Annotated in this window: 22 protein-coding genes; 17 read left to right on the top strand and 5 right to left on the bottom strand. The window is 58.1% G+C overall.

Translation table 11 applies throughout. The annotated features are described in order from the left end of the window. The first annotated feature begins 99 nt into the window (after positions 1-99). The 3 genes from HW452_RS10810 to HW452_RS10800 all read left to right on the top strand — a co-directional run bounded on the left by HW452_RS10810 (position 100) and on the right by HW452_RS10800 (position 3,465). Complete coding sequence (locus tag HW452_RS10810) at positions 100-1,518, top strand: DASH family cryptochrome (protein ID WP_224106121.1); 1,419 nt, start codon at positions 100-102, stop codon at positions 1,516-1,518. 97 nt (positions 1,519-1,615) lie between these two features. After that, positions 1,616-2,881, top strand: a complete 1,266-nt coding sequence (locus tag HW452_RS10805) for a lytic murein transglycosylase (RefSeq protein ID WP_425348106.1) — start codon at positions 1,616-1,618, stop codon at positions 2,879-2,881. A 38-nt stretch (positions 2,882-2,919) separates the two neighbouring features. After that, positions 2,920-3,465: an ATP-dependent zinc protease family protein gene (locus HW452_RS10800; RefSeq protein WP_224106120.1), complete on the top strand. Its 546-nt coding sequence runs from the start codon at positions 2,920-2,922 to the stop codon at positions 3,463-3,465. A 19-nt stretch (positions 3,466-3,484) separates the two neighbouring features. Here HW452_RS10800 and HW452_RS10795 read toward each other — a convergent pair whose 3' ends face one another. Then, positions 3,485-4,198 (bottom strand): 16S rRNA (uracil(1498)-N(3))-methyltransferase, encoded by a 714-nt coding sequence (locus HW452_RS10795; protein WP_224106119.1) that lies wholly within the window; start codon positions 4,196-4,198, stop codon positions 3,485-3,487. 123 nt (positions 4,199-4,321) lie between these two features. Here HW452_RS10795 and phaR point away from each other — a divergent pair, with 123 nt between their 5' ends. From phaR to HW452_RS10760, 7 genes are all read left to right on the top strand, one after another. Next, complete coding sequence (gene phaR, locus HW452_RS10790) at positions 4,322-4,786, top strand: polyhydroxyalkanoate synthesis repressor PhaR (RefSeq protein WP_224106118.1); 465 nt, start codon at positions 4,322-4,324, stop codon at positions 4,784-4,786. A gap of 67 nt (positions 4,787-4,853) precedes the next feature. Next, on the top strand, positions 4,854-6,143 hold the full coding sequence (gene purD, locus HW452_RS10785) for a phosphoribosylamine--glycine ligase (RefSeq protein ID WP_224106117.1): 1,290 nt from the start codon (positions 4,854-4,856) through the stop codon (positions 6,141-6,143). 78 nt (positions 6,144-6,221) lie between these two features. Then, positions 6,222-6,662, top strand: a complete 441-nt coding sequence (locus HW452_RS10780; protein WP_224106116.1) for an acyl-CoA thioesterase — start codon at positions 6,222-6,224, stop codon at positions 6,660-6,662. Next, entirely contained in the window at positions 6,662-7,534 is an 873-nt protein-coding gene (locus HW452_RS10775; protein ID WP_224106115.1) for a phosphoribulokinase, read from the top strand. Before HW452_RS10780 ends, HW452_RS10775 begins: the two co-directional genes overlap by 1 nt. Positions 7,535-7,587: 53 nt before the next feature. After that, positions 7,588-7,929 (top strand): histidine triad nucleotide-binding protein, encoded by a 342-nt coding sequence (locus HW452_RS10770; RefSeq protein WP_224106114.1) that lies wholly within the window; start codon positions 7,588-7,590, stop codon positions 7,927-7,929. A 66-nt stretch (positions 7,930-7,995) separates the two neighbouring features. Next, a complete protein-coding gene (gene coq7, locus HW452_RS10765; protein WP_224106113.1) occupies positions 7,996-8,637 on the top strand; it encodes a 2-polyprenyl-3-methyl-6-methoxy-1,4-benzoquinone monooxygenase in 642 nt (213 codons plus the stop codon). Between the two features lie 263 nt (positions 8,638-8,900). Then, complete coding sequence (locus HW452_RS10760; RefSeq protein WP_224106112.1) at positions 8,901-9,059, top strand: DUF1328 domain-containing protein; 159 nt, start codon at positions 8,901-8,903, stop codon at positions 9,057-9,059. 88 nt (positions 9,060-9,147) lie between these two features. On the opposite strand, the gene ettA is transcribed toward HW452_RS10760, so the two are convergent. The 4 genes from ettA to HW452_RS10740 all read right to left on the bottom strand — a co-directional run bounded on the left by ettA (position 9,148) and on the right by HW452_RS10740 (position 13,319). Continuing rightward, positions 9,148-10,809: an energy-dependent translational throttle protein EttA gene (ettA, locus tag HW452_RS10755; protein ID WP_224106111.1), complete on the bottom strand. Its 1,662-nt coding sequence runs from the start codon at positions 10,807-10,809 to the stop codon at positions 9,148-9,150. A 230-nt stretch (positions 10,810-11,039) separates the two neighbouring features. Continuing rightward, positions 11,040-11,246 (bottom strand): PA3496 family putative envelope integrity protein, encoded by a 207-nt coding sequence (locus HW452_RS10750; protein ID WP_224106110.1) that lies wholly within the window; start codon positions 11,244-11,246, stop codon positions 11,040-11,042. A 134-nt stretch (positions 11,247-11,380) separates the two neighbouring features. Next, positions 11,381-11,833, bottom strand: a complete 453-nt coding sequence (locus HW452_RS10745; protein ID WP_224106109.1) for a PAS domain-containing protein — start codon at positions 11,831-11,833, stop codon at positions 11,381-11,383. Between the two features lie 172 nt (positions 11,834-12,005). Beyond that, positions 12,006-13,319: an MFS transporter gene (locus HW452_RS10740; RefSeq protein WP_224106108.1), complete on the bottom strand. Its 1,314-nt coding sequence runs from the start codon at positions 13,317-13,319 to the stop codon at positions 12,006-12,008. 81 nt (positions 13,320-13,400) lie between these two features. Between HW452_RS10740 and HW452_RS10735 the strand changes: the two genes are divergently transcribed. From HW452_RS10735 to HW452_RS10705, 7 genes are all read left to right on the top strand, one after another. Further along, on the top strand, positions 13,401-13,670 hold the full coding sequence (locus HW452_RS10735; protein ID WP_224106107.1) for a SelT/SelW/SelH family protein: 270 nt from the start codon (positions 13,401-13,403) through the stop codon (positions 13,668-13,670). After that, a complete protein-coding gene (locus tag HW452_RS10730; RefSeq protein ID WP_224106106.1) occupies positions 13,667-14,551 on the top strand; it encodes a DMT family transporter in 885 nt (294 codons plus the stop codon). The genes HW452_RS10735 and HW452_RS10730 overlap by 4 nt, the downstream gene beginning before the upstream one ends. Positions 14,552-14,837: 286 nt before the next feature. Next, the gene (locus tag HW452_RS10725; RefSeq protein WP_224106105.1) at positions 14,838-16,265 is read left to right on the top strand and encodes a TolC family outer membrane protein; all 1,428 of its coding nucleotides are present in this window, start codon (positions 14,838-14,840) and stop codon (positions 16,263-16,265) included. A gap of 149 nt (positions 16,266-16,414) precedes the next feature. Further along, positions 16,415-18,592: a type I secretion system permease/ATPase gene (locus HW452_RS10720; protein WP_224106104.1), complete on the top strand. Its 2,178-nt coding sequence runs from the start codon at positions 16,415-16,417 to the stop codon at positions 18,590-18,592. Beyond that, positions 18,592-20,022, top strand: coding sequence for an HlyD family type I secretion periplasmic adaptor subunit (locus HW452_RS10715; RefSeq protein WP_224106103.1), 1,431 nt, complete (start codon positions 18,592-18,594; stop codon positions 20,020-20,022). Before HW452_RS10720 ends, HW452_RS10715 begins: the two co-directional genes overlap by 1 nt. Next, positions 20,022-20,651, top strand: a complete 630-nt coding sequence (locus HW452_RS10710) for a response regulator transcription factor (protein WP_224106102.1) — start codon at positions 20,022-20,024, stop codon at positions 20,649-20,651. The genes HW452_RS10715 and HW452_RS10710 overlap by 1 nt, the downstream gene beginning before the upstream one ends. Positions 20,652-20,841: 190 nt before the next feature. Beyond that, a partial coding sequence (locus HW452_RS10705) for a retention module-containing protein (RefSeq protein ID WP_224106101.1) occupies positions 20,842-21,577 on the top strand: 736 nt, incomplete at its 3' end.

Raw genomic sequence — 21,577 nt, 5'->3', positions numbered from 1 at the left:
TTCGTCAGACGATAAGCGTGCTGCTGGAGTCCGAGCGCTACTGCAGTAGGCGCGGCCACGAAGGACCCAGCCAGCAACGCATGCCGAGGAGGCAAGACCATGAACAGCACGATCGATATTGTCTGGCTGCAAGACGATTTGCGTGTCGCCGATAACCCCTTACTTCGCTTCTCATCAAGACCCGATCAACTTCTGTGTCTTTATGTATTGAACCGTCAGTGGCTCGAGCCCGCCATCGAAGACGAACCCACCCCCCGGATAGGTCCCGCCCGGCTGCGCTTTCTGTGGCAGAGCCTGATGGAGCTGCGTTGCGAACTGCTGCAGCTTGGCAGCGACCTGCTGGTGCGTATTGGCGACCCTGCTGTCGTGGTCGTTCAGGTGGCGGCCTCGTTGAAGGCCCGCGAAGTGCGCGTGGCAAGCCCCGCAGGAATTGAAGAAAAGCGGCACATGGAAGCCGTATCGCGCGACTTGCCTCCTACGACGACGTTGAAGACTCTGGAGAGTGGCTGCCTGCTGGATAGCGATGAGCTGCCTTTTGCGCTTGAAGCGCTGCCGGAAAGCTTCTCGGCCTTCCGCCGGTGCGTTGAAAAGAACAGCATCATTCCCCAAGCCACCGCGGCGCCCTTCACCTTGCCTGCCTGGCCGGAAGCCCCGCGTGGGTTTCCTCCTCTGAAAGCCGTCTGCGCCCAGACGGCCCAGTGGCAGCCCGATGAGCGTCAGGGCATGATATATGTGGGGGGCGAGAACGCTGCCCACGAGCGTATACAGCACTATATCTGCCGCCAGAATGGTCCTGCCAAGTACAAGAAGACCCGCAACGGGCTACTCGGTGCGGACTTCTCGACCCGGCTCTCCGCCTGGCTTGCCCGCGGCTGTCTGTCAGCGCGCCAGGTACGCGATAAGGTGATTGCCTGGGAGCAGGCGCACGGTAGCGACGAATCCAGCCAGCTGATCATTTTCGAGCTTCTCTGGCGTGAATACTTTCACCTGGTAGCCCGGGTTGAAGGGGCGAAGCTGTTCGGCAGCCAAGCGCTTCCCGAACCGTGCCAGGCGTTCAATCTGTGGCGCGAGGGTAGAACCGGCGTGCCGTTTGTGGATGCCGCGATGATCGAGCTGCGCCAGACCGGCTGGATTTCCAATCGGGCGCGGCAGAACGTGGCAAGCTTTCTGGTCAAGGATCTGAAGGTGGACTGGCGTCTGGGCGCCTGGTGGTTCGAACACTGCTTGATCGATTACGATGTGGCCTGCAATTGGGGTAACTGGCGCTATATTGCGGGTATTGGACGCGACCCGCGCCAAGGGCGCTATTTCAACGTGCTCAAGCAGGCGAGCTACTACGATCCCAAGGGGCTCTACGTAGCCTATTGGCTGCCCGCCTTGGAGTCGCTTCCCCATGGCGTGGAGCGACATCAGCCCTGGAGAAGTGCGCCGGCACAGTTTGCCAAGCCCCACGTCATGCCGGAAGAGTGGCAGCGTTGGATAATCCCGCAGGGCGAGCTTGAAGAAACTGACGAATAGGCGGCACGAAACGGGGGCGATTTTCGGCAAGCTCTGGTATCTGGTTATTTTCTGAGCCATTATCAGCCTTGCCAAGGATTGCCCAAGGAAAGATGCTATGCCTCCAATGACCGATTTATTGCTGTCCCGACGGCTGCGCCATGCAGCGCTTGCTGCCGGCCTGGCGTCGCTGCTGCTGGGTGGTAGCGCTTATGCAAGCCCTCAATTGATGAGTGAAGTGGATGCCCGCGGTGCCCAACAGCTGCGCTATGCCAATTTTGCCCAGTGGGTCAGCGACTTTCGACGTTTCGCCGCCGCGCAAGGAATCAGCGAGGCAACGCTTGCCTCGGCGCTGGATGGCGTACGTTACCGCGACCGTGTCATCGAACTTGACCGCTATCAGCCTGAATTCGTGCGGCCTATCTGGGAATACCTGGACTCGGCCGCTTCCGATACGCGCATCAATACCGGGCGTGAGCGGCTAGCCGAGCATCGGCAAACGGCGCTTGAGATGCAGCAGCGCTTTGGCGTGCCGGCTGAAATCATCGTGGCCATCTGGGGAATCGAGAGTAACTACGGCAGCAATTTCGGCGATTTTTCAACCATCGAAGCGCTCGCGACGCTAGCCTACGATGGCCGGCGCCACGAATTTGCCCGCGGTGAGCTGCTGGCGGCGCTGCGTATCATCGACCAGGGGGATATCTCCGCCGAGCGCATGAAAGGTTCCTGGGCGGGTGCCATGGGACACACCCAGTTCATTCCCAGCAGTTTCGAAGCCTATGCGGTCGATGGCGATGGTGATGGGCACCGTGATATCTGGGGCAGTATTCCTGATGTCATGGCTTCGACGGCCAACTACCTGGCAAAGGCCGGGTGGCAGGCCGGGCAGCCTTGGGGAGTCGAGGTGGTGCTGCCGGCCTCCTTTGATTACACCCAGACTGAGCGGCGCAGCAGTGCCGAGTGGGCAAGCCAGGGTGTACGTGCCCAGAAGGGCGGAGAGCTTCCTGGTTTTGAAAGCGCCGCCATCGTGGTTCCCGCTGGCGCCAATGGGCCGGCTTTTCTGACAGGTCCCAATTTCCGCGCGATTCTGCGCTACAACAACGCCACCAGCTATGCACTGGCCGTGGCTACCCTGGCCGATAAAATCGCCGGGCGCGAGGGCATTCAGCAGGCGTGGCCACGGGATGAAGCCATGCTGACCCGGGATGACGTCAAGGAGCTTCAGCAGCGCTTGAACGAGGCGGGGTACTCGGTAGGTGGTGCAGATGGTGTCATGGGACCTAACACGCGAGAGGGGCTTCGTGCTTACCAACGCGACCAGGGATTGACGCCGGATGCCTTCGCCACCCAGTCACTACTCGAGCGGTTACGTCAGGCTCGCTGAGCCAACAATTGATCTCTTATTTCACCAAGGATGATGCTATGGGATTTACAGGTAAAACGCTGTCAGGCGCCATATTGGCAAGTACGCTGGTTACCGGTGCAATGGCCAGCGATGACGATGTATTCGGCTGGATTGAAAATGCCACTATCGAGCCTGGCATCATGGTCAAGGCCAAGCTCGACAGCGGGGCGCTGACCTCATCACTGGATGCGCGGGATATCGAGATCTTCGAGAAAGAGGGCGAAGAGTGGGTACGTTTTCGCCTGAAGCTCGAAGACCAGATCAGCGGCGAGGAGTTCAGCGATAGCCTGGAGCGCCCACTGTACCGTGAACAGGCCGTGCGCGGCGCAGGTGGGCGCGACGAGCGCCCTGTCGTGCTGATGGAGGTCTGCATGGGCGATACCATCTATGAAGAGCAGTTCAGCCTGCGCGACCGCGAAAAAATGCTCTACCCGATGCTTCTGGGGCGTCGCACCATCAGCCATCTGGGGCTCCTGGATGTACGCAATACTTTCTTGCAGGAACCCAACTGCGGCGACGACGCCACTATCGTTCGTCAGGACCCTGAAGACAGCCAGTCCTGATCCAGTATACGCAAGGTTACTAGAACAGCCGTGACAGCAGTGCCGTCACGGCGGTTTCAACCCGCAGGATACGTGGGCCCATATGCATGCCCTCGCACCCCGCTTCCAGCAGCTTTTCAACTTCCCAGGGAATGAACCCGCCTTCCGGGCCGACCAGCAAAAGCGTCTTTTCGCTGATGTTGCGCGGGCACGCCATCGGCATGCCTGGATGTGCCACCAGTCCGCGTCGTCCGCCAAGCAAATCCGGCAATTGCTCGTCGATAAATGGCCTGAACCCCTTGCAGAGTGTAACGTTTGGTAGCTGCGTATCGCGCGCTTGTTCCAGGCCCAGTATCAGATGCTGATGGATTTTTTCCGGTAGTAGCTCCGGCGACTGCCAGTAGCTCTTTTCGACACGCTTGGTGTGCAGTAGCGTGATCTCCTTCACCCCGAGTGCGGTAACATGCTCAAGCGTTCGCGCCAGCATGCGCGGGCGGGGGAGCGCGAGTACCAGGTGAACGGGAAGCGCTGGCGGCGGCGCCTGAGTAAGGGGATCAAGCGTGAAGACGGCGAGTTCGTGGGTAAGCTCGGTAAGCTGCGCCTTGCCCATCTGGCCACCCTGAACGCCCACGGTCAGCCGGTCTCCAGGTGTGGCGCGATGAACCTCGCGAAGGTGGGCAAGCCGTCGCGGGTCGCTGATACGTGCCTGGCCCTGCTGATCGAGTTCGCCGGGATGAAGCAAAATCAAGTTCATAATCGGTATCTATTGGTCAAGGAATTGGCGCACTAATCTGGTTACATGGCTTGCATGGGCGCGTGGTGCAGGCACAATGATAGCATTGGGGGAGTGGCCCTATCGCGTCCAAGGAGATACGCAGTGCGCGTAATTCGCAAATATGCCAACCGCAGGTTGTACGATACCCAGCAGAGCCGTTATGTAACGCTTGAAGATCTGCGGCATTTGATTATTGAAGAAGAAGCCTTCCGCGTGGAAGACGCAAAGAGTGGCGAGGACCTGACGCGCACGATTCTGCTTTCCATCATTATCGAGCAGGAGCAATCCGACAATGAAGCAGAAGTCTTTTCCAACGACCTGCTGGCCCAGCTGATCCGGGTATATGACATGTCGTCTCCCCTGCCTTTGGCGCGTTATCTGGAGCAGGGGACTCAACTGATGCTCGAGCAGCAGAAGCGCCTGCAGACTCAGTGGCAGCAGGCCATGCGTCATACCCCCATGGAGTTCATGCGCGAGCTGGCAGAAGAGAACCTGCGCTTCTGGCAGAAGACGTTGAATCATGCGCCCCAGGAGCGCGAGGGTGAGGACGAGGATAAAACCTCCTGACACCATGCAAGACCGCCTTGTGGCATAATACGGCACATAATCGCTCTCCCGTTCGAGAAGGAAGAACATGAAGGTTTTGATGATAGGTGGCGGCGGCCGCGAGCATGCCCTGGCGTGGAAACTGGCGCAATCAAGCAGTGTCGAGCAGGTGTTCGTCGCACCGGGCAACGCCGGTACGGCCACGGAAGACAAGCTGACCAACATTGATATTGCGGCAACCGACCTGGCCGGGCTTGAAGCTTTTGCCCGCGAGGAAAATATCGGCCTGACCGTGGTCGGCCCCGAGGCCCCGCTGGTGGAGGGCGTGGTGGATCGCTTTCAGGCCGCCGGACTTGCCATCTTCGGCCCTACCCAGGCCGCCGCCCAGCTGGAAGGCTCCAAGTCGTTCACCAAGGATTTTCTGGCGCGCCACAAGATCCCCACGGCGGCCTATCAGACGTTTACCGCGGTCGAGCCTGCGCTTGACTACCTAAAGCAGGTTGGCGCCCCCATCGTCATCAAGGCCGACGGCCTGGCGGCTGGCAAGGGCGTGATTGTCGCCATGAGCGAAGCCGAGGCCGAGGCGGCCATTCGCGATATGCTCGAAGCCAATGCCTTTGGCGATGCGGGCGCTCGCGTGGTGATCGAAGAGTTTCTCGATGGCGAAGAGGCCAGCTTTATCGTCATGGTGGACGGAGAAAGCATTGTGCCGATGGCCACCAGCCAGGATCACAAGCGCGCTTATGACGGCGATACCGGCCCCAATACCGGCGGCATGGGCGCCTATTCGCCGGCCCCGGTCGTGACCCCTGAAATCGATGCCCGCATCATGCAGGAGGTCATCGTGCCGACCGTGAAGGGCATGGCTGTTGAAGGTAATCCCTACACCGGATTTTTGTATGCCGGGCTGATGATCGACAGCACCGGCCAGCCCAAGGTGATCGAGTATAACTGTCGCTTTGGTGACCCTGAGACTCAGCCGATCATGATGCGCCTGACGTCTGACCTGGCCGAGCTGTGCCTGGCAGGAGCGAAAGGACAGCTGGCAGGCAAGGCGTGCCAGTGGGACCCGCGCGCTGCCGTGGGCGTGGTGATGGCGGCAGGCGGCTATCCCGGCAGCTACGCCAAGGGTGATGTCATTCATGGCCTGAGCGATGCCGAGCAGTACAGCAAGGTATTTCACGCTGGTACTGCACGCACCGAGGCAGGCGATATCACGACCGCCGGCGGGCGCGTGCTGTGCGTCACGGCGCTGGGTGAAAGCGTGCGCGAGGCGCAGCAGCAGGCATACAAGGGCGTCAGCGCCATCGACTGGAAAGGCGCGGAGTACCGCCGCGATATCGCTTATCGGGCGATTGCCCGCGAGCAGCAGGTATAGATAACGTCACCTAAGCAGATAACGTCACATAACAGGGCGTTGTCGGTGCGCTGCCCGCATAACCGAAAGGAAACAGGCATGGAACGTGTAAAGCTGGATTTCCCCGCTGAAGCGATTATTCATCGTCACCCCCTGACGGTGCGGGTAACCGACATGAACTACGGCCGACACCTGGGCCATGACGCGCTGGTATCGCTTCTGCACGAGGCGCGGGTGCAGGCCTTTGCGGCCCTGGGACTTGCCGAGTGGGATATGGCAGGCTATCCGAGCATCGTGGCGGATCTGGCCGTGCAGTATCAGAGCGAAGCCCGCTTTCCGGATGCGCTGATCATCGAGACGGCCGTGCCGGCACCCATGGGCAAGGCGCTGACCGTGTATCAGCGCCTTGTGCAGCGTGATGGCGAGCGTGTGGTGGCCACCGCCCGAGTGAATCAGTTGCTCATCGATCTGACAACGGGCAAGCCTGTCACTGTGCCTGAGCCAGTGCGCCAGGCGCTTTCCAACGCGAGGGGCGCTTGATGTCGCGAGAGTATCCGATCATTGCCGTGACGGGTTCTTCCGGCGCGGGTACCACCACCGTGCGGCGCAGCTTCGAGCGAATGTTTCTGCGTGAAGACGTGCATGCCGCGGTAGTGGATGGCGACGCCTTTCACCGCTATACCCGCGATGATCTTCACCGGATCTTTCGCGAGGAGCCCGAGCGCAAGGACGAGCTTTCCCATTTTGCTGTCGAGGCCAACCTGCTGGACCGGCTCGAAGGACTGTTCAACGAGTACGGGGAGCACGGCACCGGCACGTTCCGGCACTACATTCACGCCGAAGACAAGCAGAAGATCGAAGCGGGCTACCGCATTGGTACCTTCACAGAGTGGCAGTCGCTGCCGTGCGGTACTGATCTGCTGTTCTATGAGGGGCTTCATGGTGGCCTTGTCACCGAAGAGTATGACATTGCCCGGCATGTCGATCTGCTGGTGGGGGTGGCGCCCACCATGAATCTTGAGTGGATCCAGAAGATTGACCGCGATACCAAGCTGCGCGGTTATTCGCAGGAGGCGGTGATCGACACGATCCTTGGCCGCATGAATGACTACGTGCGCTATATCCAGCCGCAGTTCTCGCGCACGCATATCAATTTTCAGCGTGTGCCCACGGTGGATACTTCGAACCCTTTCGAGGTGCAGGATATTCCTACCGATGCCGAGTCGTTCGTGGTCATTCGTTTTCGCGACCCTTCGACCGTGGATTTTCCCTGGCTCTTGGCCATGATCAAGGACGCCTTCATGACACGGCCGCATACCCTTGTGGTTCCCGGGGCGCGCATGTCGCTTGCCATGGAGCTTATACTGGCGCCACTGGTGCGCCACCTGCTGGCGCAGCGCCGCTTTCGCTGAGGCGCTACGCGCTCTTCAAGCGCCGTTCAACGTATCGATAACTAGGAGTAGGTATGGAGTGTCTATTCTGCAAGATCATCAATCGTGAAATCCCGGCGGATATCGTCTATGAAGATGACCATGTACTGGCCTTCAACGACATCAGCCCGACGGCACCTACGCACCAGTTGATCATTCCCAAAAAGCATATTGCCACCCTCAACGATATCGAAGAGGGGGAGCTTGCCTTGATCGGCCGTCTGCAGTTCACCGCCGCACAGCTTGCCAGGCAACAAGGCTTTGCCGACGATGGTTATCGGGTCGTGATGAATTGCAACGAAAAAGGCGGGCAGACGGTCTACCATATTCACATGCACCTGCTCGGCGGTCGGGCCTTTACCTGGCCTGCTGGATAGGTTGCTGTTGACTATCCGATTCACGATGTTCGCTATCCTCTTGTTAGTCGTCATGTGGAGTACGCCATGAAGCGCCAACTTAGCCGGTCTGATTGCATGATTCAGCAGTTCGATGCCGCGTTGCGCTCGCTGGTCCCTCATGCGGCCAAGCCCCAGCGTAACGACCCGGCCAGCAAGCTCGAGGAGATGGCGTTTGATGGTCATCAAAGACGCCACACGGCGGGACTGATGCGGGTCAATCATCTCATCGGCGTTGCCAATCAAGGGCTCTACCAGGGGCAGAGCGCCACCGCGGCGTTGCCCCACGCGCGCGGGCAGATGGAGCAGTCCGCCTCGGAAGCGTTTGATCATATGGCCTGGTGCGATGCTCGGCTCAGGCAATTGAACAGCCGTACCAGCTACTTCACGCCGCTGTTCTATGCCTCGGCGTTCGGGGTAGGAGCCGCTTCGGGCCTTGCCAGCGATCGTCTCAGCCTGGGCATGATAGGCGCTACGCGAGAGCTTGCCGGCAAGCATTACCAAGACCAGCAAAAGCAGCTGATCGCAGGTGATCAACGCTCCCACGCCTTGCTGCGGCAAATGGCGTCTGACGAGGCGCATCAGGCGCATTTGGCCATTGAGTCAGGCGGGATGCGTTTTATTGCCCCGGTCAAGTGGATCATGCGCTTCATCGCGCAAGGGTTGACCAAGGGCGCCTACTATCTCTAGCGCTATCTCTAGTACTGACTCTAGTACTATCTCTAGCACTACGTCTGTCACTTTGCTGACTGGCCCTTGGTTGCTGCAAGCCGCTTTAGCGTCACGCTGGGTAATGGATAACGCGACACGTTGCAAGCGGCGCGCAAAGTTGGCTTCATTTTCTTGACGAATAGCGGCTTATCGCCAAAGCTGAAGTGTGTCGAAGCAGATCTTGCGTAAGGTAACGTACGCTTTTGAATGAAAAAGCGTCACCAAGGAGAAGGAGAAAGACGATGCTAGGCAATGCGATGCTATTTTTGATTATTGCAATCGTTGCAGGCGTGCTGGGGTTTTCAGGAATTGCCGGCGTCGCGTCCACGATTGCCCAGATCCTGTTTGTGCTTTTCTTGATCCTGTTTGTGGTCTCGCTGTTCACCGGCAGGCGCCGCTAGCGAGACGTTGTGTCACGTAAGGAGCGCCACGTCAGGTAAACAAACAAAAAGCCCCGAAAGGGGCTTTTTGCATGCTGGGAGGCTAACCTCAAGCGTCGATACGCTTGTACTTCATCCGCTTGGGAGTATCGTTGCCGACCCGCTTTTTATGATCCTCTTCGTATTCGGTGTAGTTGCCATCGAAGAAGACTACTTCCGAGTCGCCTTCGAATGCCAGGATATGCGTGGCGATCCGATCAAGGAACCAGCGGTCGTGAGAAATCACCATGGCACAGCCGGGGAACGCCAGCAGGGCTTCTTCCAGTGCACGCAAGGTCTCGATATCCAGGTCATTCGAGGGCTCATCCAGCAGCAGCACGTTGGCACCCTGTTTTAGGGTCTGGGCCAGCTGCAGACGGCCGCGCTCACCACCAGAGAGTTCGTCCAGGCGCTTCTGTTGATCGTTGCCCTTGAAGTTGAAGCGGCCTACATAGGCACGCGAGGAGACTTCGTAGCCGTTGATGTTGAGGATGTCCTGCTCGCCAGAAACCGCCTGCCACACGGTCTGCTTGTCATCCAGCGCATCACGCAGCTGCTCGACATAGGCGATATCCACGGTATCACCGATGACCACGTTACCCTCATCAGGCTGCTCTTTACCCGTGACCAGCTTGAACAGCGTTGATTTACCCGCCCCGTTGCCGCCCACGATGCCGACGATCGCACCGGGCGGAATGGTGAAGGAGAGGTCCTGATATAGCAGCTTGTCATCAAAACGTTTGGTGACGTTGTGGAATTCGATCACCTTGTCGCCCAGGCGCGGGCCAGGCGGAATGTAGATCTCATTGGTTTCGTTGCGCTTCTGGAAATCGCCGGACTGCATCTCTTCAAAGCGATTGAGACGCGCCTTGCTCTTGGCCTGACGACCCTTGGCATTGCTGCGTACCCACTCAAGCTCCTGCTTGATGGCCTTCTGACGCGAGGCTTCCTGCTTGGCCTCCTGGGTCAGGCGCTGCTCTTTCTGCTCCAGCCACTGGGAGTAGTTGCCTTCAAACGGGATACCCTGGCCACGGTCGAGCTCCAGAATCCAGCCGGCGACGTTATCCAGGAAGTAACGGTCGTGGGTAATGGCTACCACGGTACCGCTGTAGTCGTGCAAGAAGCGCTCAAGCCAGGCAACCGATTCGGCGTCCAGGTGGTTGGTAGGCTCGTCGAGCAGCAGCATATCGGGGCTTGAAAGCAGTAGCCGGCAAAGCGCTACACGCCGGCGCTCACCGCCGGAAAGGTTGCCGACTTTCGCCTCCCAGGGCGGCAAGCGCAGCGCTTCTGCTGCCACTTCGAGTTTGCGCTCGATATTATGCGCATCGGCCGCTTCGATGATGTTCTCGAGCCGGGCCTGCTCGCTTGCCAAGGCGTCGAAGTCGGCATCGGGCTCGGCATAGGCTGCGTAAACCGCATCGAGCTTCTGCTGGGCTTCCTTGATGGCGCCCAGCGCCTCTTCGACGGTATCGCGAACGTTCTTTTCGTCGTCGAGCTGCGGCTCCTGGGGAAGGTAACCCACGTTGATACCCGGCATCGGACGAGCTTCACCTTCAAACTCTTTATCGACACCGGCCATGATACGCAGCAGTGTGGATTTACCCGCTCCGTTCAAGCCCAGTACGCCGATCTTGGCACCCGGGAAGAACGAGAGCGAGATATCCTTGAGAATTTGTTTCTTGGGCGGCACAACTTTGCCAACCCGATTCATGGTGAATACGTATTGCGCCATGGAAATCCGTTAGGTTGATGAATAACGACAGCAGTGTGCTGGAGTAGGGCTCAAATGATAGTGCGCTACGCCTGGAAAGGCCAGAAGGGGAGACCAGGCGCCACGGCCTCGAGGTACAGTGTGTAGTGTCGTGGAGCGAAAGACTTGAACTATAGGGATGCCAGATGCTGGGGACAGGCAAGGTCGCTGCCCCCGTCAGACAAAACCACGATCAGGCGCAGGAGGACGAATCAGACGTCCCAGTCATCTTCGATGGCTCGCTGAAGACGCCGCTCTTCAAGCCAGGCTTCTACCTGACGCCGAGCGCGCAACGTATCGGCCTTGCTGGGTTTATGCTTGCCAAACTGGTCGTCATTGACAGCGTCGAGGTTGTCGAACTCGTCGGCTTCCAGGCTATCAGACGAGTAGTTTTCACGATTCAAGGGGTCACGGCTCATGGTATGCCCTCCAACCCAAGCCGGCGAGCCGGCATCACAACGGCTTCTCGATGAGAGGAAGCGCCAAACGCTGTACTAGCGCCTAGCCGCTATATACCGCTGGTCGGGTTGAAGGTCAAGGCCTTTTGGTAATCTTATTGAATGTGGGCCTTGCGTTTCGCCTCATCGCTGTTCTGGAGTTCGGCAAGCGCCAGCTGCGCTTCTACACGATCGGTGACATCCTTCTGTACCCCGATAAAATACATCAGGTTGTCGGATTCATCGAAAACCGGCGTCATGGAGAGCTCGTTCCAGAACATGGAGCCATCCTTGCGATAGTTGCGCAACACTTCGCGGCACGGCCGTACGTCCTTGAGGGCCTGACGAATGGCATCCAATGCTTCTTGGTCGCGGTCATCATTTTGCAGAAACCGGCAGTCACGGTAGAGAATTTCGTCTGCGCTATAGCCGGTAAGACGCTCAAACCCTTTGTTGACATAGATGAGGATGTTTTCATCACCCTCCTGTTCGGCAACCACAATGCCGTCTTCAGAAGCGTCAACGATGCGTTCGAGTAGTTCAGGACTGATCAGGGGAGATCGTTTCATCTAAGGATTCCTATTTGCCTTGGTTCTTCCGTAGCCATGGCGCTGTCCATCAGCGCTGGAGCTAAGCGGCATTTCAAATCACTTATCACACCTAAAATAGCAGCACCTCGGCACATGGCTGCCATCTAACGCCCATGATGGCGAGCGTTGCGACGCTTTGCAATCAAGATCGTCATTCCACTTCAGGAAGCTTGTGGGCGCTAAACCAGGCACCAGCAGCCGTTACAGCCAAAAGCAGCAGGAGTGCAGCGCTTCCAAGCAGCTGGGCCAGCCCGCCCATCACGCCTCCTACAAACAGCATCAAGATACCCGTGATGGTATTGGAGAGCGCTACATAAAGTGCCCGGTTATCCTGTGTAGCCATATCGACCACGTAGGTTTTACGCCCCAGGCGAACGCCGTGATGCACGATGACCAGTAGCCCATACACCAGCGCATAGGGCCAGACGCTTTGTGTCCACTCGCCGGGCAGCCAGGCAAAACTGGCGCCCAGCACGCAGCACAATATGGTGCCGGTGGCGGCATTGCGCATCACCTGGCGGCTAGACTGATCGGCCAATTTTCCCCATATAGGGCTCGCTATCATGGCGGCGACTCCGGAAACCACCACCAGAAGGCCGAGACCGCCCAGGTCGGAGCCGCTTTGCTGCTGACCGAGCAGCGCAATATAGGGTAGTGCCAAGGCGCTTGAAAGTAGCAGCGCACGGGCGATGTTGAAGTGCAGGAAATTGCGGTCCTCCTTGAGGAGCGAAAGCCCGAGCTTGATGCTGCCCCAGGCATTTTCACCGCCTTCCACCGCGCCAGGAACCTCCCTGATACGAGCAGCGCTGAGTGCGTTGAGCAGCCAGCTAAAGCCGGCAATGCCAAGCAGTACCGCCAACGCCAGGTTCCCCGGCTGATCGCCCAGCAGCATCAGTACGCCGCCCGCCACCAGGGTGGCGCCGCCCGCCACGCTGCCGCTCCAGCCCATGAGGGTACCGCGCTTGCGCTTGGCAATGGTCTTGCCCATCACATCCTTGCTGGCGATGGAGGAGAGCCCCCGTGCCAGGGACAGCAGTACCAATATCACCAGCACTGCCGCACCGCCTAGACTGCCGCTGCCCGCCAATGCAAGTCCGGCCAAGGCGAAGGCGGCAAACGCCTGCAGCAGCGCCCCTGTTACCCACACCCCCTTGCGCTTTGGCTTGAGGCGAATGAACCCTGCTACAAATACCTGGGGCAGCAGGGCACCTGCTTCGCGAATGGGAACCAGAAAGCCAACCATCCATACCGGCGCCCCCATGATTCCCATCAGCCAGGGCAGGACCAGGCGAGCACTGGAAAGCTCGTCAGCCAGCTTGTTGCCCAACGAGGCCCATAGGTGAAGAAAAAAGTTGCGCGGCTGTTCCGCGCAGGCATCTTCAGGAATATCAGCGCATAAGCGACTATCTTCATCTCCGGTCAGCCATTCAAAAAGGCGAGACTGGGAAACGTCTTGTTTGGCCATCGGGGCTCCTTGGCGGTAACGGTCCTTGGGTGACAAAATGCGTCAATAGAATGCCACATTATAGAAATAAGGAATCCAAACGTGTCACGAATTCAGATTCGCTACTGCACACAGTGCCAATGGCTTCTGCGCAGTGCCTGGTATGCCCAGGAGCTGCTTTCAACCTTCAAGGAGAGTCTGGATGAAGTCGCGCTGGCGCCATCGCACGGCGGCACCTTTGAAATCTGGTGTGACGAAACGCTGATTTGGGAGCGCAAGCGGGATGGTGGTTTTCCAGATAGCAAGGTGCTGAAACAGCGCGTTCGAGACCTGATCGCTCCCGAGCGTGACCTGGGGCACGTTGACCGATGAGTCAGGACCGTCAGGCCATCTTGTACGGGATAGGAGCGGTAGGCTTGTGGTCAACTGTCGCTACCGCCTTCAAGGTGGGGTTGAGCTACATGAGCCCGCTTGAACTGATGTGGCTGGCCGCCCTGGTTTCCTGGATGTTGATGGGCGGATTGGTAATCCGCCAGGGCAACATGAGACAAGCGTTGAGCCAAGGATGGAAGACGGCACTCTGGGCCGGAGTGATGAATCCGGTGGCCTACTATCTGGTGCTGTTTGCCGCGTATGACCGCTTGCCGGGCCAAGAGGCAATGGCGCTGAACTACACCTGGGCGTTGGCCATGGCGTTTCTCGCCGTTCCCCTGCTCGGCCAACGCTTGACCCGTATGGACATCATTGCCGGCTTGGTGGCCTACGCCGGGGTTTGGATAATCGCTACACGCGGTGCGGTGCTGAACGTTACGTTTGCCGACCCCGTGGGTGTGGCACTGGCGCTCTCCTCCACGCTTCTGTGGGCGCTTTATTGGCTTTTGAACGCGCGTGATACGCGTCAGCCGCTGGTGGGGCAGTGGCAGAATTTTACGGTCGGTCTACCGGTCCTGACAGTTTTATTGCTGATTGGCCCGGGGCTTGAATGGCATAGCTGGAAAGCTTTCGCAGCCGGCGTCTATGTCGGTCTGTTCGAAATGGGCATTGCCTTCATCTTATGGCAGCTCGCGGTGCATAAGGTATCGCGAACGGCCAAGGTCTCGAACCTGATTTTTCTATCGCCGCCTGTTTCGCTGATGCTGCTTCATTTTGTCGTTGGAGAGCCGATATTGTTCTCAACCTTTCTAGGCCTCGTCTTGATCTTGACAGGGCTAGGCGTTCAACAGCTTCAGCCCAAGCCTCAGCGGGTGGAGTAAGCGCTATGTTTATTTTTGTTTGTATCTTGTAAATCCTGCGTAACTTTTGTTTGATACGCTTTCTTGCGAGGTCGTTTTCATCGGCTAGAATAGTTAAATCGCTTATAAAATTTTAAGTATTCCAGCTATGTGGTTTATTCGCTTAATGAAAGCGCCAAGCATATGAGCCTCATGCAAGTGCAACGGGGTGGTGTAAGTAGCGGCTCCTTTGCTAGCTAATTATTTTATGCAACTGGGATCTCTCTTGATGAACCGTAAAGTGAAAGTAAAATTAAAAAAGACTTTCTTGAACACTGCCATTAAGCCGCTGACATTCGCCACCCTTGCCTGTCTGCCGTTTTCCGCCTCGGCTCAGTCTCTGCCCGCCAGCCTCTATGCACCGGGTACTACTGATCTTCCCAGTGTTATTCAGCAAACCATCGTCAGTAACCCTGACGTTAATGCCGCCTGGGCCAATTTCTCTGCATCGGGTAGCGATGTGAGGGCGGCCAAGGGCAACTACCTGCCTACTATCGATGTAAGAGGTGGGGTGGGGCTTCAGGATCAGCAGAACGACGGGCAGGGCAGTTACAGCAGCGATTTTGCCGAGCTGACCCTGACGCAAATGGTGTTCGACGGTTTTGCCACGCGCAGTGAAGTGCAGCGTCTGGATCATACGCGCCTGATTGCCTATTTTCAGCTGTTGGGCGCCAGTGAAGACACTGCCCTGGAAGCCTTCCGTACCTATCTGGATGTGCTGCGTTATCGTGAGCTGGTTCGCCTGGCACAAGACAACTATCGCCAGCATCAGCGGGTATTTTCGCAAATCGAGGAGCGAGCCCGCTCGGGGGCTGGGCGTGGAGTGGATCTTGAGCAGATCAGCGGGCGTCTCGCGCTTGCCGAGTCCAACCTGATGTCGGAGGCCTCCAACCTTCACGACGTTACCGCACGCTATCAACGTATCGTGGGTGTCCTGCCCGCGCAGAACATGGCGCCAGCGCCTTCATTGACCAGTCAACTGCCGCCTAGCGTGAATGCAGCCGTGGAAATGGCCTTTCAGGGTAATCCGGATTTTTATGCCGCGATGGAGAACATCGAAGTGCAGCGCGCCGAGCAAAATGGCGCTCGGGCGTCCTACATGCCCCGTCTGGATATTCAAGGCCGTACCGGTACCAACAATCAGGATAACTCCCTGGCGGGGCGCAGTGATGAGCACAGCATTCAACTGGTCGCCAGCATGAACCTGTACCGCGGGGGTAGCGACCGCGCGGCGTTTGAGGCTGCTGCCACGCGTATCGAGCAGGCCATCAATCAGCGCGAAGTTGCCTGTACCAACGTTCGCCAGACCACCCAGATCGCCTATAACGATACTCAGCGGATAACCGAACAGCTCAGCTACTTGAATGATCACCGCCAGTCGATCGATCGGGTGCGGGGGGCCTATCAACAGCAGTTCGATATCGGTCAGCGCACGCTTTTGGACGTTCTGGATAGCGAGAACGAGTATTTTGAAGCCAGCCGTGCCTATGCCAATGCCGAGTTTGATCGTACCCTGGCCGAAGCGCGTACGCTGGCGGCCATGGGGCAGTTGATGCAAACCCTGCAAGTGGCGCGAGATGACGTTCCAAGCCTTGCTGAACTTGGTTATGAAGCCCCGTCGATGGCGCCCGGGCAGGTCTGTGCCAACGATGGGCCCCAGGGGTTCACGCTGGAAGATTTTACGGCTGGCTATTAATTAAACGACTAGCCTGTCGATACTATGACCGAGCCGCTCTGTTATTGGTATTCGCGGCGCGGTCAACTGACGCTGCTCGTACAGGCTTTAGGTGAGAGCGTTCCGCGGCGGTATTTCACGTACACGGTTGCTAATGTAATGAGGTCTTCGTGACGCAAAGCAAGCTGGAAATTTCCAGTTCCTTGCCCGGTGGCAAGCAGAAAGTTAGTGATGAGCTTTTGGAGTGTCTCAAAGCCATTGCCACGTTTCATCAGCATGAAGTGTCCAGTGAAGCATTGATCGCCGGCCTGCCCCTGGAAGAGGGCAGGCTGATACCTTCTGTATTCGGCCGGGCGGCAACACGCGCGGGATTGACTGCGCGTATCGTGAAGAGTCGTTTGTCGGCACTCAACCCTGCGCTCCTTCCCGCCGTTTTGCTCCTGGAGCCGGGCCGGGCCTGCGTGCTGCTGGCGCTGGATATGAAAAACCAGAAGGCTCAGGTGATTTTCCCCGAGCTTTCCGATGCAGCGGTTGAAATCTCTCTCGATGAGCTGCACGCCGGCTACAGCGGTGAAGCAATTTACGTGCGGCCCAAGTTCAGGGCGGATCATGCATCAGAGCCTGGCGTAAAGAAACAGCGCGATCAGCACTGGTTCTGGGGAGTGATCCGGGAAAACCGTAAGCTTTACCGCGATATCGTGCTGGGCTCGGTCGCGGTGAATCTATTTGCCTTGGCGATGCCGCTGTTCGTACTCAACGTTTATGACCGGGTGGTGCCCAACCAGGCAACGGAAACGCTTTGGGTATTGGCAATTGGCGTTTTCATCGTCATCTGTTTTGATCTGGCGCTGCGTCTCATGCGCTCGGGATTCGTCGACCTGGCGGCCAGTCGGGCCGACGTGAAACTGTCATCTGCCATCATGGCCAAATCGCTGGGCATGCGCCTCGAGGAGCGGCCGGCTTCTACTGGCTCATTTACCTCTACGCTGCAGTCGTTTGAATCGGTGCGCGCCTTTATCGGTTCGGCTACCATTCTCGGCATCGTCGATTTGCCCTTTGTACTTCTGTTTGCCGCCATCATTGCGCTGATCAATCCGTGGCTGATACTGCCCGTACTGGCCGGTATCGTATTTGTGCTGCTATACGCGCTGGCCGCCCAGGGCAAGTTGCATGAGCTCTCGCAAACCACCTGGGAGGTGGGCGCCAAGCGTAATGCGCTGCTGGTGGAGTCGATTTCGCAGCTGGAAACCGTAAAGGCGCTGCGCGCCGAGAGTCGGATTCAGCGTCATTGGGAGAAAGCGTCTGCCTTTCTGTCGCGCACCGGTGCCCAGCTAAAACACGTCAGTACGTCCGTGTCCAGCGTGGCGCAGTGGGCGCAAAGCAGCGTTGCCGTGTGTGTCATCATCGTGGGTGTCTACCAGATCATCGAAGGCAACCTGACCCAGGGCGGGCTGATCGCCGCCTATATGCTCTCTTCGCGAGCCATGGCGCCCATCAGCCAGGCGGCAGCGCTGCTTGCCCAGTACCATCAGTCCTCCACGGCGCTCGAGTCGTTGAACAAGGTGATGGACAAGCGCGTCGAGCGTCATGAAGGCAAGGCTTACGTCGAAAAGCCCAGTGTGGCCGGCAACATTCGGCTGGAAAAAGTCACCCTGCGCTACCCTGACGAAGAGCGTGACGCGCTCAGGGATGTCTCCATTTCCATCAAGGCGGGCGAGAAGATCGCGCTGCTGGGACGGATCGGTTGTGGCAAGTCGTCGTTGAACAAGCTGATTCTCGGTTTTTACCAGCCTACATCGGGTTCCATCATGCTCGATGATGTCGATATTCGACAGCTGGATCCGCTTGAGCTGCGGCGTCATATTGGCTATGTACCGCAGGATGTCAGCCTGTTTGCCGGTTCGCTGCGCGATAACATCGTGGCCGGTGGAGGAAGTGATCATGTCGATGATGAAGAGCTACTGCGAGCGCTGCAAATTGCCGGGCTAAAGTCGCTGGTGAACGCGCATCCCAGCGGTATCGACCTGCAGGTCGGCGAGCGTGGTCAGGCGCTGTCCGGTGGTCAGAAACAGTCGGTCGCCATTGCACGCGCGCTGGTACAAGATCCCTCGATCCTGCTGCTTGATGAGCCTACCAGCTCGATGGATAACGCCAGCGAAGAGGCGTTCAAGGCCAACCTGACCAAGGTGGCCGAAGGCAAGACGGTGCTGGTCGTCACTCACCGCACGTCGCTGCTGTCTTTGGTCGATCGCATCATCGTCATGGATGCAGGCAAGGTCGTTGCCGACGGTCCGCGCGATACGGTCGTCGAGGCGCTGCGTAACGGTCAGATCGGGAGGGCATCATAATGGCCCGCAAGTCCTCATCGACGGCTGAACAGAAAGGCTTCGACGCCATTGGCCGGTTCTCCGAAAAAGGCCAGAAACCGTTTCGCCCGTTCATGGATCGGCTGTTTGCCCGGCGCGTTACCTCGGCGCACCTGAGCCGTGACTGGGCAAGCGATACCGATTGGGCGCGCATGCAGCAAGAGCCCATCCGGGCTCGCCTTTTTCTCTATACGGTCTTGCTTACGCTGATTGCCCTGCTGGTGTGGGCTTATTTTGCGTCCATTGATGAAGTTACCCGGGGGGCCGGCCGGGTTATACCGGCAAGCCAGCTGCAGCGCATTCAGTCCTTCGACGGCGGAGTGGTCGAGCGGATCATGGTGCGCGAAGGGCAGGTAGTGAGCGCAGGTGATGTGCTCATGCAGATCGACCCTACACGGTTCGTGTCTGATTTTCGTGAAAACCGTGCGCAGCGCTTTGCCCTCGAGGCGCGCGCCGAGCGGCTTCGCGCGCTGGCTACCGATACCGATTTCGAACCGTCTGACGAGCTGCGTCAGGAAGTGCCGGACATTATCCTGCAGGAGCGAGAAGCCTACGAAAGCCGGCGTGAGGAGCTGCGTGAGCAGACCAATGTGCTGAGGGATCGTATTCGTCAGCGTGAGGAAGAGCTGCGTGAGGCCGTGGCACGCCGCGATACCGCTCAGCGTGAAGTCAACATGGCAAGCCAGGAACTCAACCTGACCCGTCCTCTGCTCGCATCAGGGGCGGTTTCCGAAGTGGAAATACTACGCCTGCAGCGTCAGGTGTCCGCCGCGACCGGTGAGCGAAGCCAGGCAGACGCAGCGGTTTCGCGGTTGCAGGCAGCCGTCGAGGAAGCGCAGACGCAACTGCGCGAGCTAAGTGCCGAGCGCAGGAGCGAATGGCGCAACGACCTCGCTCAGGCGATAGGTGATCTGAATGCGCTCCAGCAGTCGGGAACGGGCCTTCAGGACCGTGTGCGATTAACTGAAATACGCTCGCCAGTCGATGGCGTGGTGCAGCGTATTCATATCAATACCATCGGCGGAGTTGCCCAGCCCGGTCAGGAGGTGGTCGAGATTGTACCCAGCGATGACCAGCTGCTGGTAGAAGCGCGCATTGCTCCACAGGATATTGCATTCCTGCACCCGGGCCAGGCCGCCACTATCAAGCTGACGGCCTACGACTATGCCATTTATGGCGGATTGCAGGCTGAGCTTGAGCACATAAGCGCCGATACCATTACGGATGATGATAACAATACCTTTTATCTGGTGCGGGTACGTAGCCTGGAAAACGAAAACGTCGCCGAGCGGCTTCAGGTCATCCCCGGGATGACCGCACAAGTCGATATCGTGACCGGAAAGAGAACGGTGATGCAGTTTATGCTCAAGCCTGTGTTGAGGGCATGGCGTGATTCAATGGGGGAGCGCTAATGACAAATTGGTTTGTGACCACAGACGGCGACCTGAAATCGCGTTGGAAAGCGGCTTTTCCAGATGCCGAGCCCTTACAGGTTCATGACGTCAATGAGCAGGTACAGGCAGATGATATTGTGTGGCTTACAACATCTGCCGAAGCTTGGCCAGCCCTCACCCAGCAACTGGTGGGCGTCCGGGCCACGGTGGTTGTGCTGAGTTATACGCCTAACGACCGCGAAGCGCTGAAAGCACTGGACCTTGGCGCCCGCGGTTATGTACATACGCTGGCCGCCGTGGACGTGCTCAAGCAGGTGGCGCTGGTGGTGGCCAATCAGGGAGTGTGGGTGGGGCAGGATCTTCTGGCCAAGGTGCTGGGCGGCTCCTTGAAGGCACTGCAAACGCGTACCCCTTATCATGACGTTGCCACCAACCAGAGTTTGAGCCTGTTGAGCGAGCGGGAGCGTAAGGTGGCTCTCGCGGTCATGTCAGGAGCCAGCAATAAGGAAATTTCACGCCAGCTTGAAATCACCGAGCGTACGGTCAAGGCTCACCTGAGCACCATTTTTAAAAAGCTCGAGGTACGTGACCGACTGCAACTGAGCTTGAAGCTCGCCACACGCGATCATTCCACCACTTCTGACTGAATATGTCGTGCTTGAGGCTTCATCGCTTCAGGCACGGTCTGTCTTTTTTGAATTCCCCCTCTTTTTTGTCCATCGGTACAATATTTTTTACTAGCGCCTATGCCTATGATGCGCTCATATGCCGTCACTCTTTCTAGCGCTTCAAGCAACGCTAGCCAAGACGGCTTCTCAGCTCATCTAGGAGTAACCTATGGCCGCGGCAACCATTATCTCGATTACTGGACAAGCTTGGGCGCGTGATGCAGACGGTAACCTGCGTGAACTGCGCATCGGTGACGTGCTCCAGGAAGGTGAAACGCTGATCACCTCAAGTGACGGCCGAGTCGAGCTGGACTTTGCCGATAGTACCGGTATCAATCTGGTAGAAGGCGGTCAAGAGGTTGTCGTTACTCCTGAGTTGGACAGCGACCAGATTGTGGCAACAGACGAAGCCAGCGTGCTAGATGAAGACCTGGAAGCTCTGCTTGCCGCCCTCGATGATGAAGACGGTGACCTGCTTGAGCTGCTTGATGCTACTGCCGCCGGTGGCGCAGGCGGCGGCGGCGGTGGCAGTCACGACTTCGTGCGCGTTGCGCGCATTGCCGAAGAAACCGACCCGCAGAGTTTCGAAACCTCCGGCAGTCTTGGCGAAGCCGAGTTTTTCGACCTGGATGGCGTCCCCCAGGCCGCTGATGCCGATGATACTGCTCCGGTAGACCCGACCGATCCCGTTGATCCGACTGATCCCGTTGATCCGATCGATCCGGTCGAGCCGACCGATCCCGTTGACCCGACTGATCCCGTTGACCCGACTGATCCTGTTGACCCGACTGATCCTGTTGACCCGACTGATCCTGTTGACCCGACTGATCCTGTTGACCCGACTGATCCTGTTGACCCGACTGATCCTGTTGACCCGACTGATCCTGTTGACCCGACTGATCCTG

Source organism: Vreelandella aquamarina, assembly GCF_020075495.1.
GTDB classification, from domain to species: Bacteria; Pseudomonadota; Gammaproteobacteria; order Pseudomonadales; family Halomonadaceae; genus Vreelandella; species Vreelandella aquamarina_A.
Note: the sequence above shows the minus strand (reverse complement) of the source record. Positions and strands in the feature narration are given on the sequence as shown.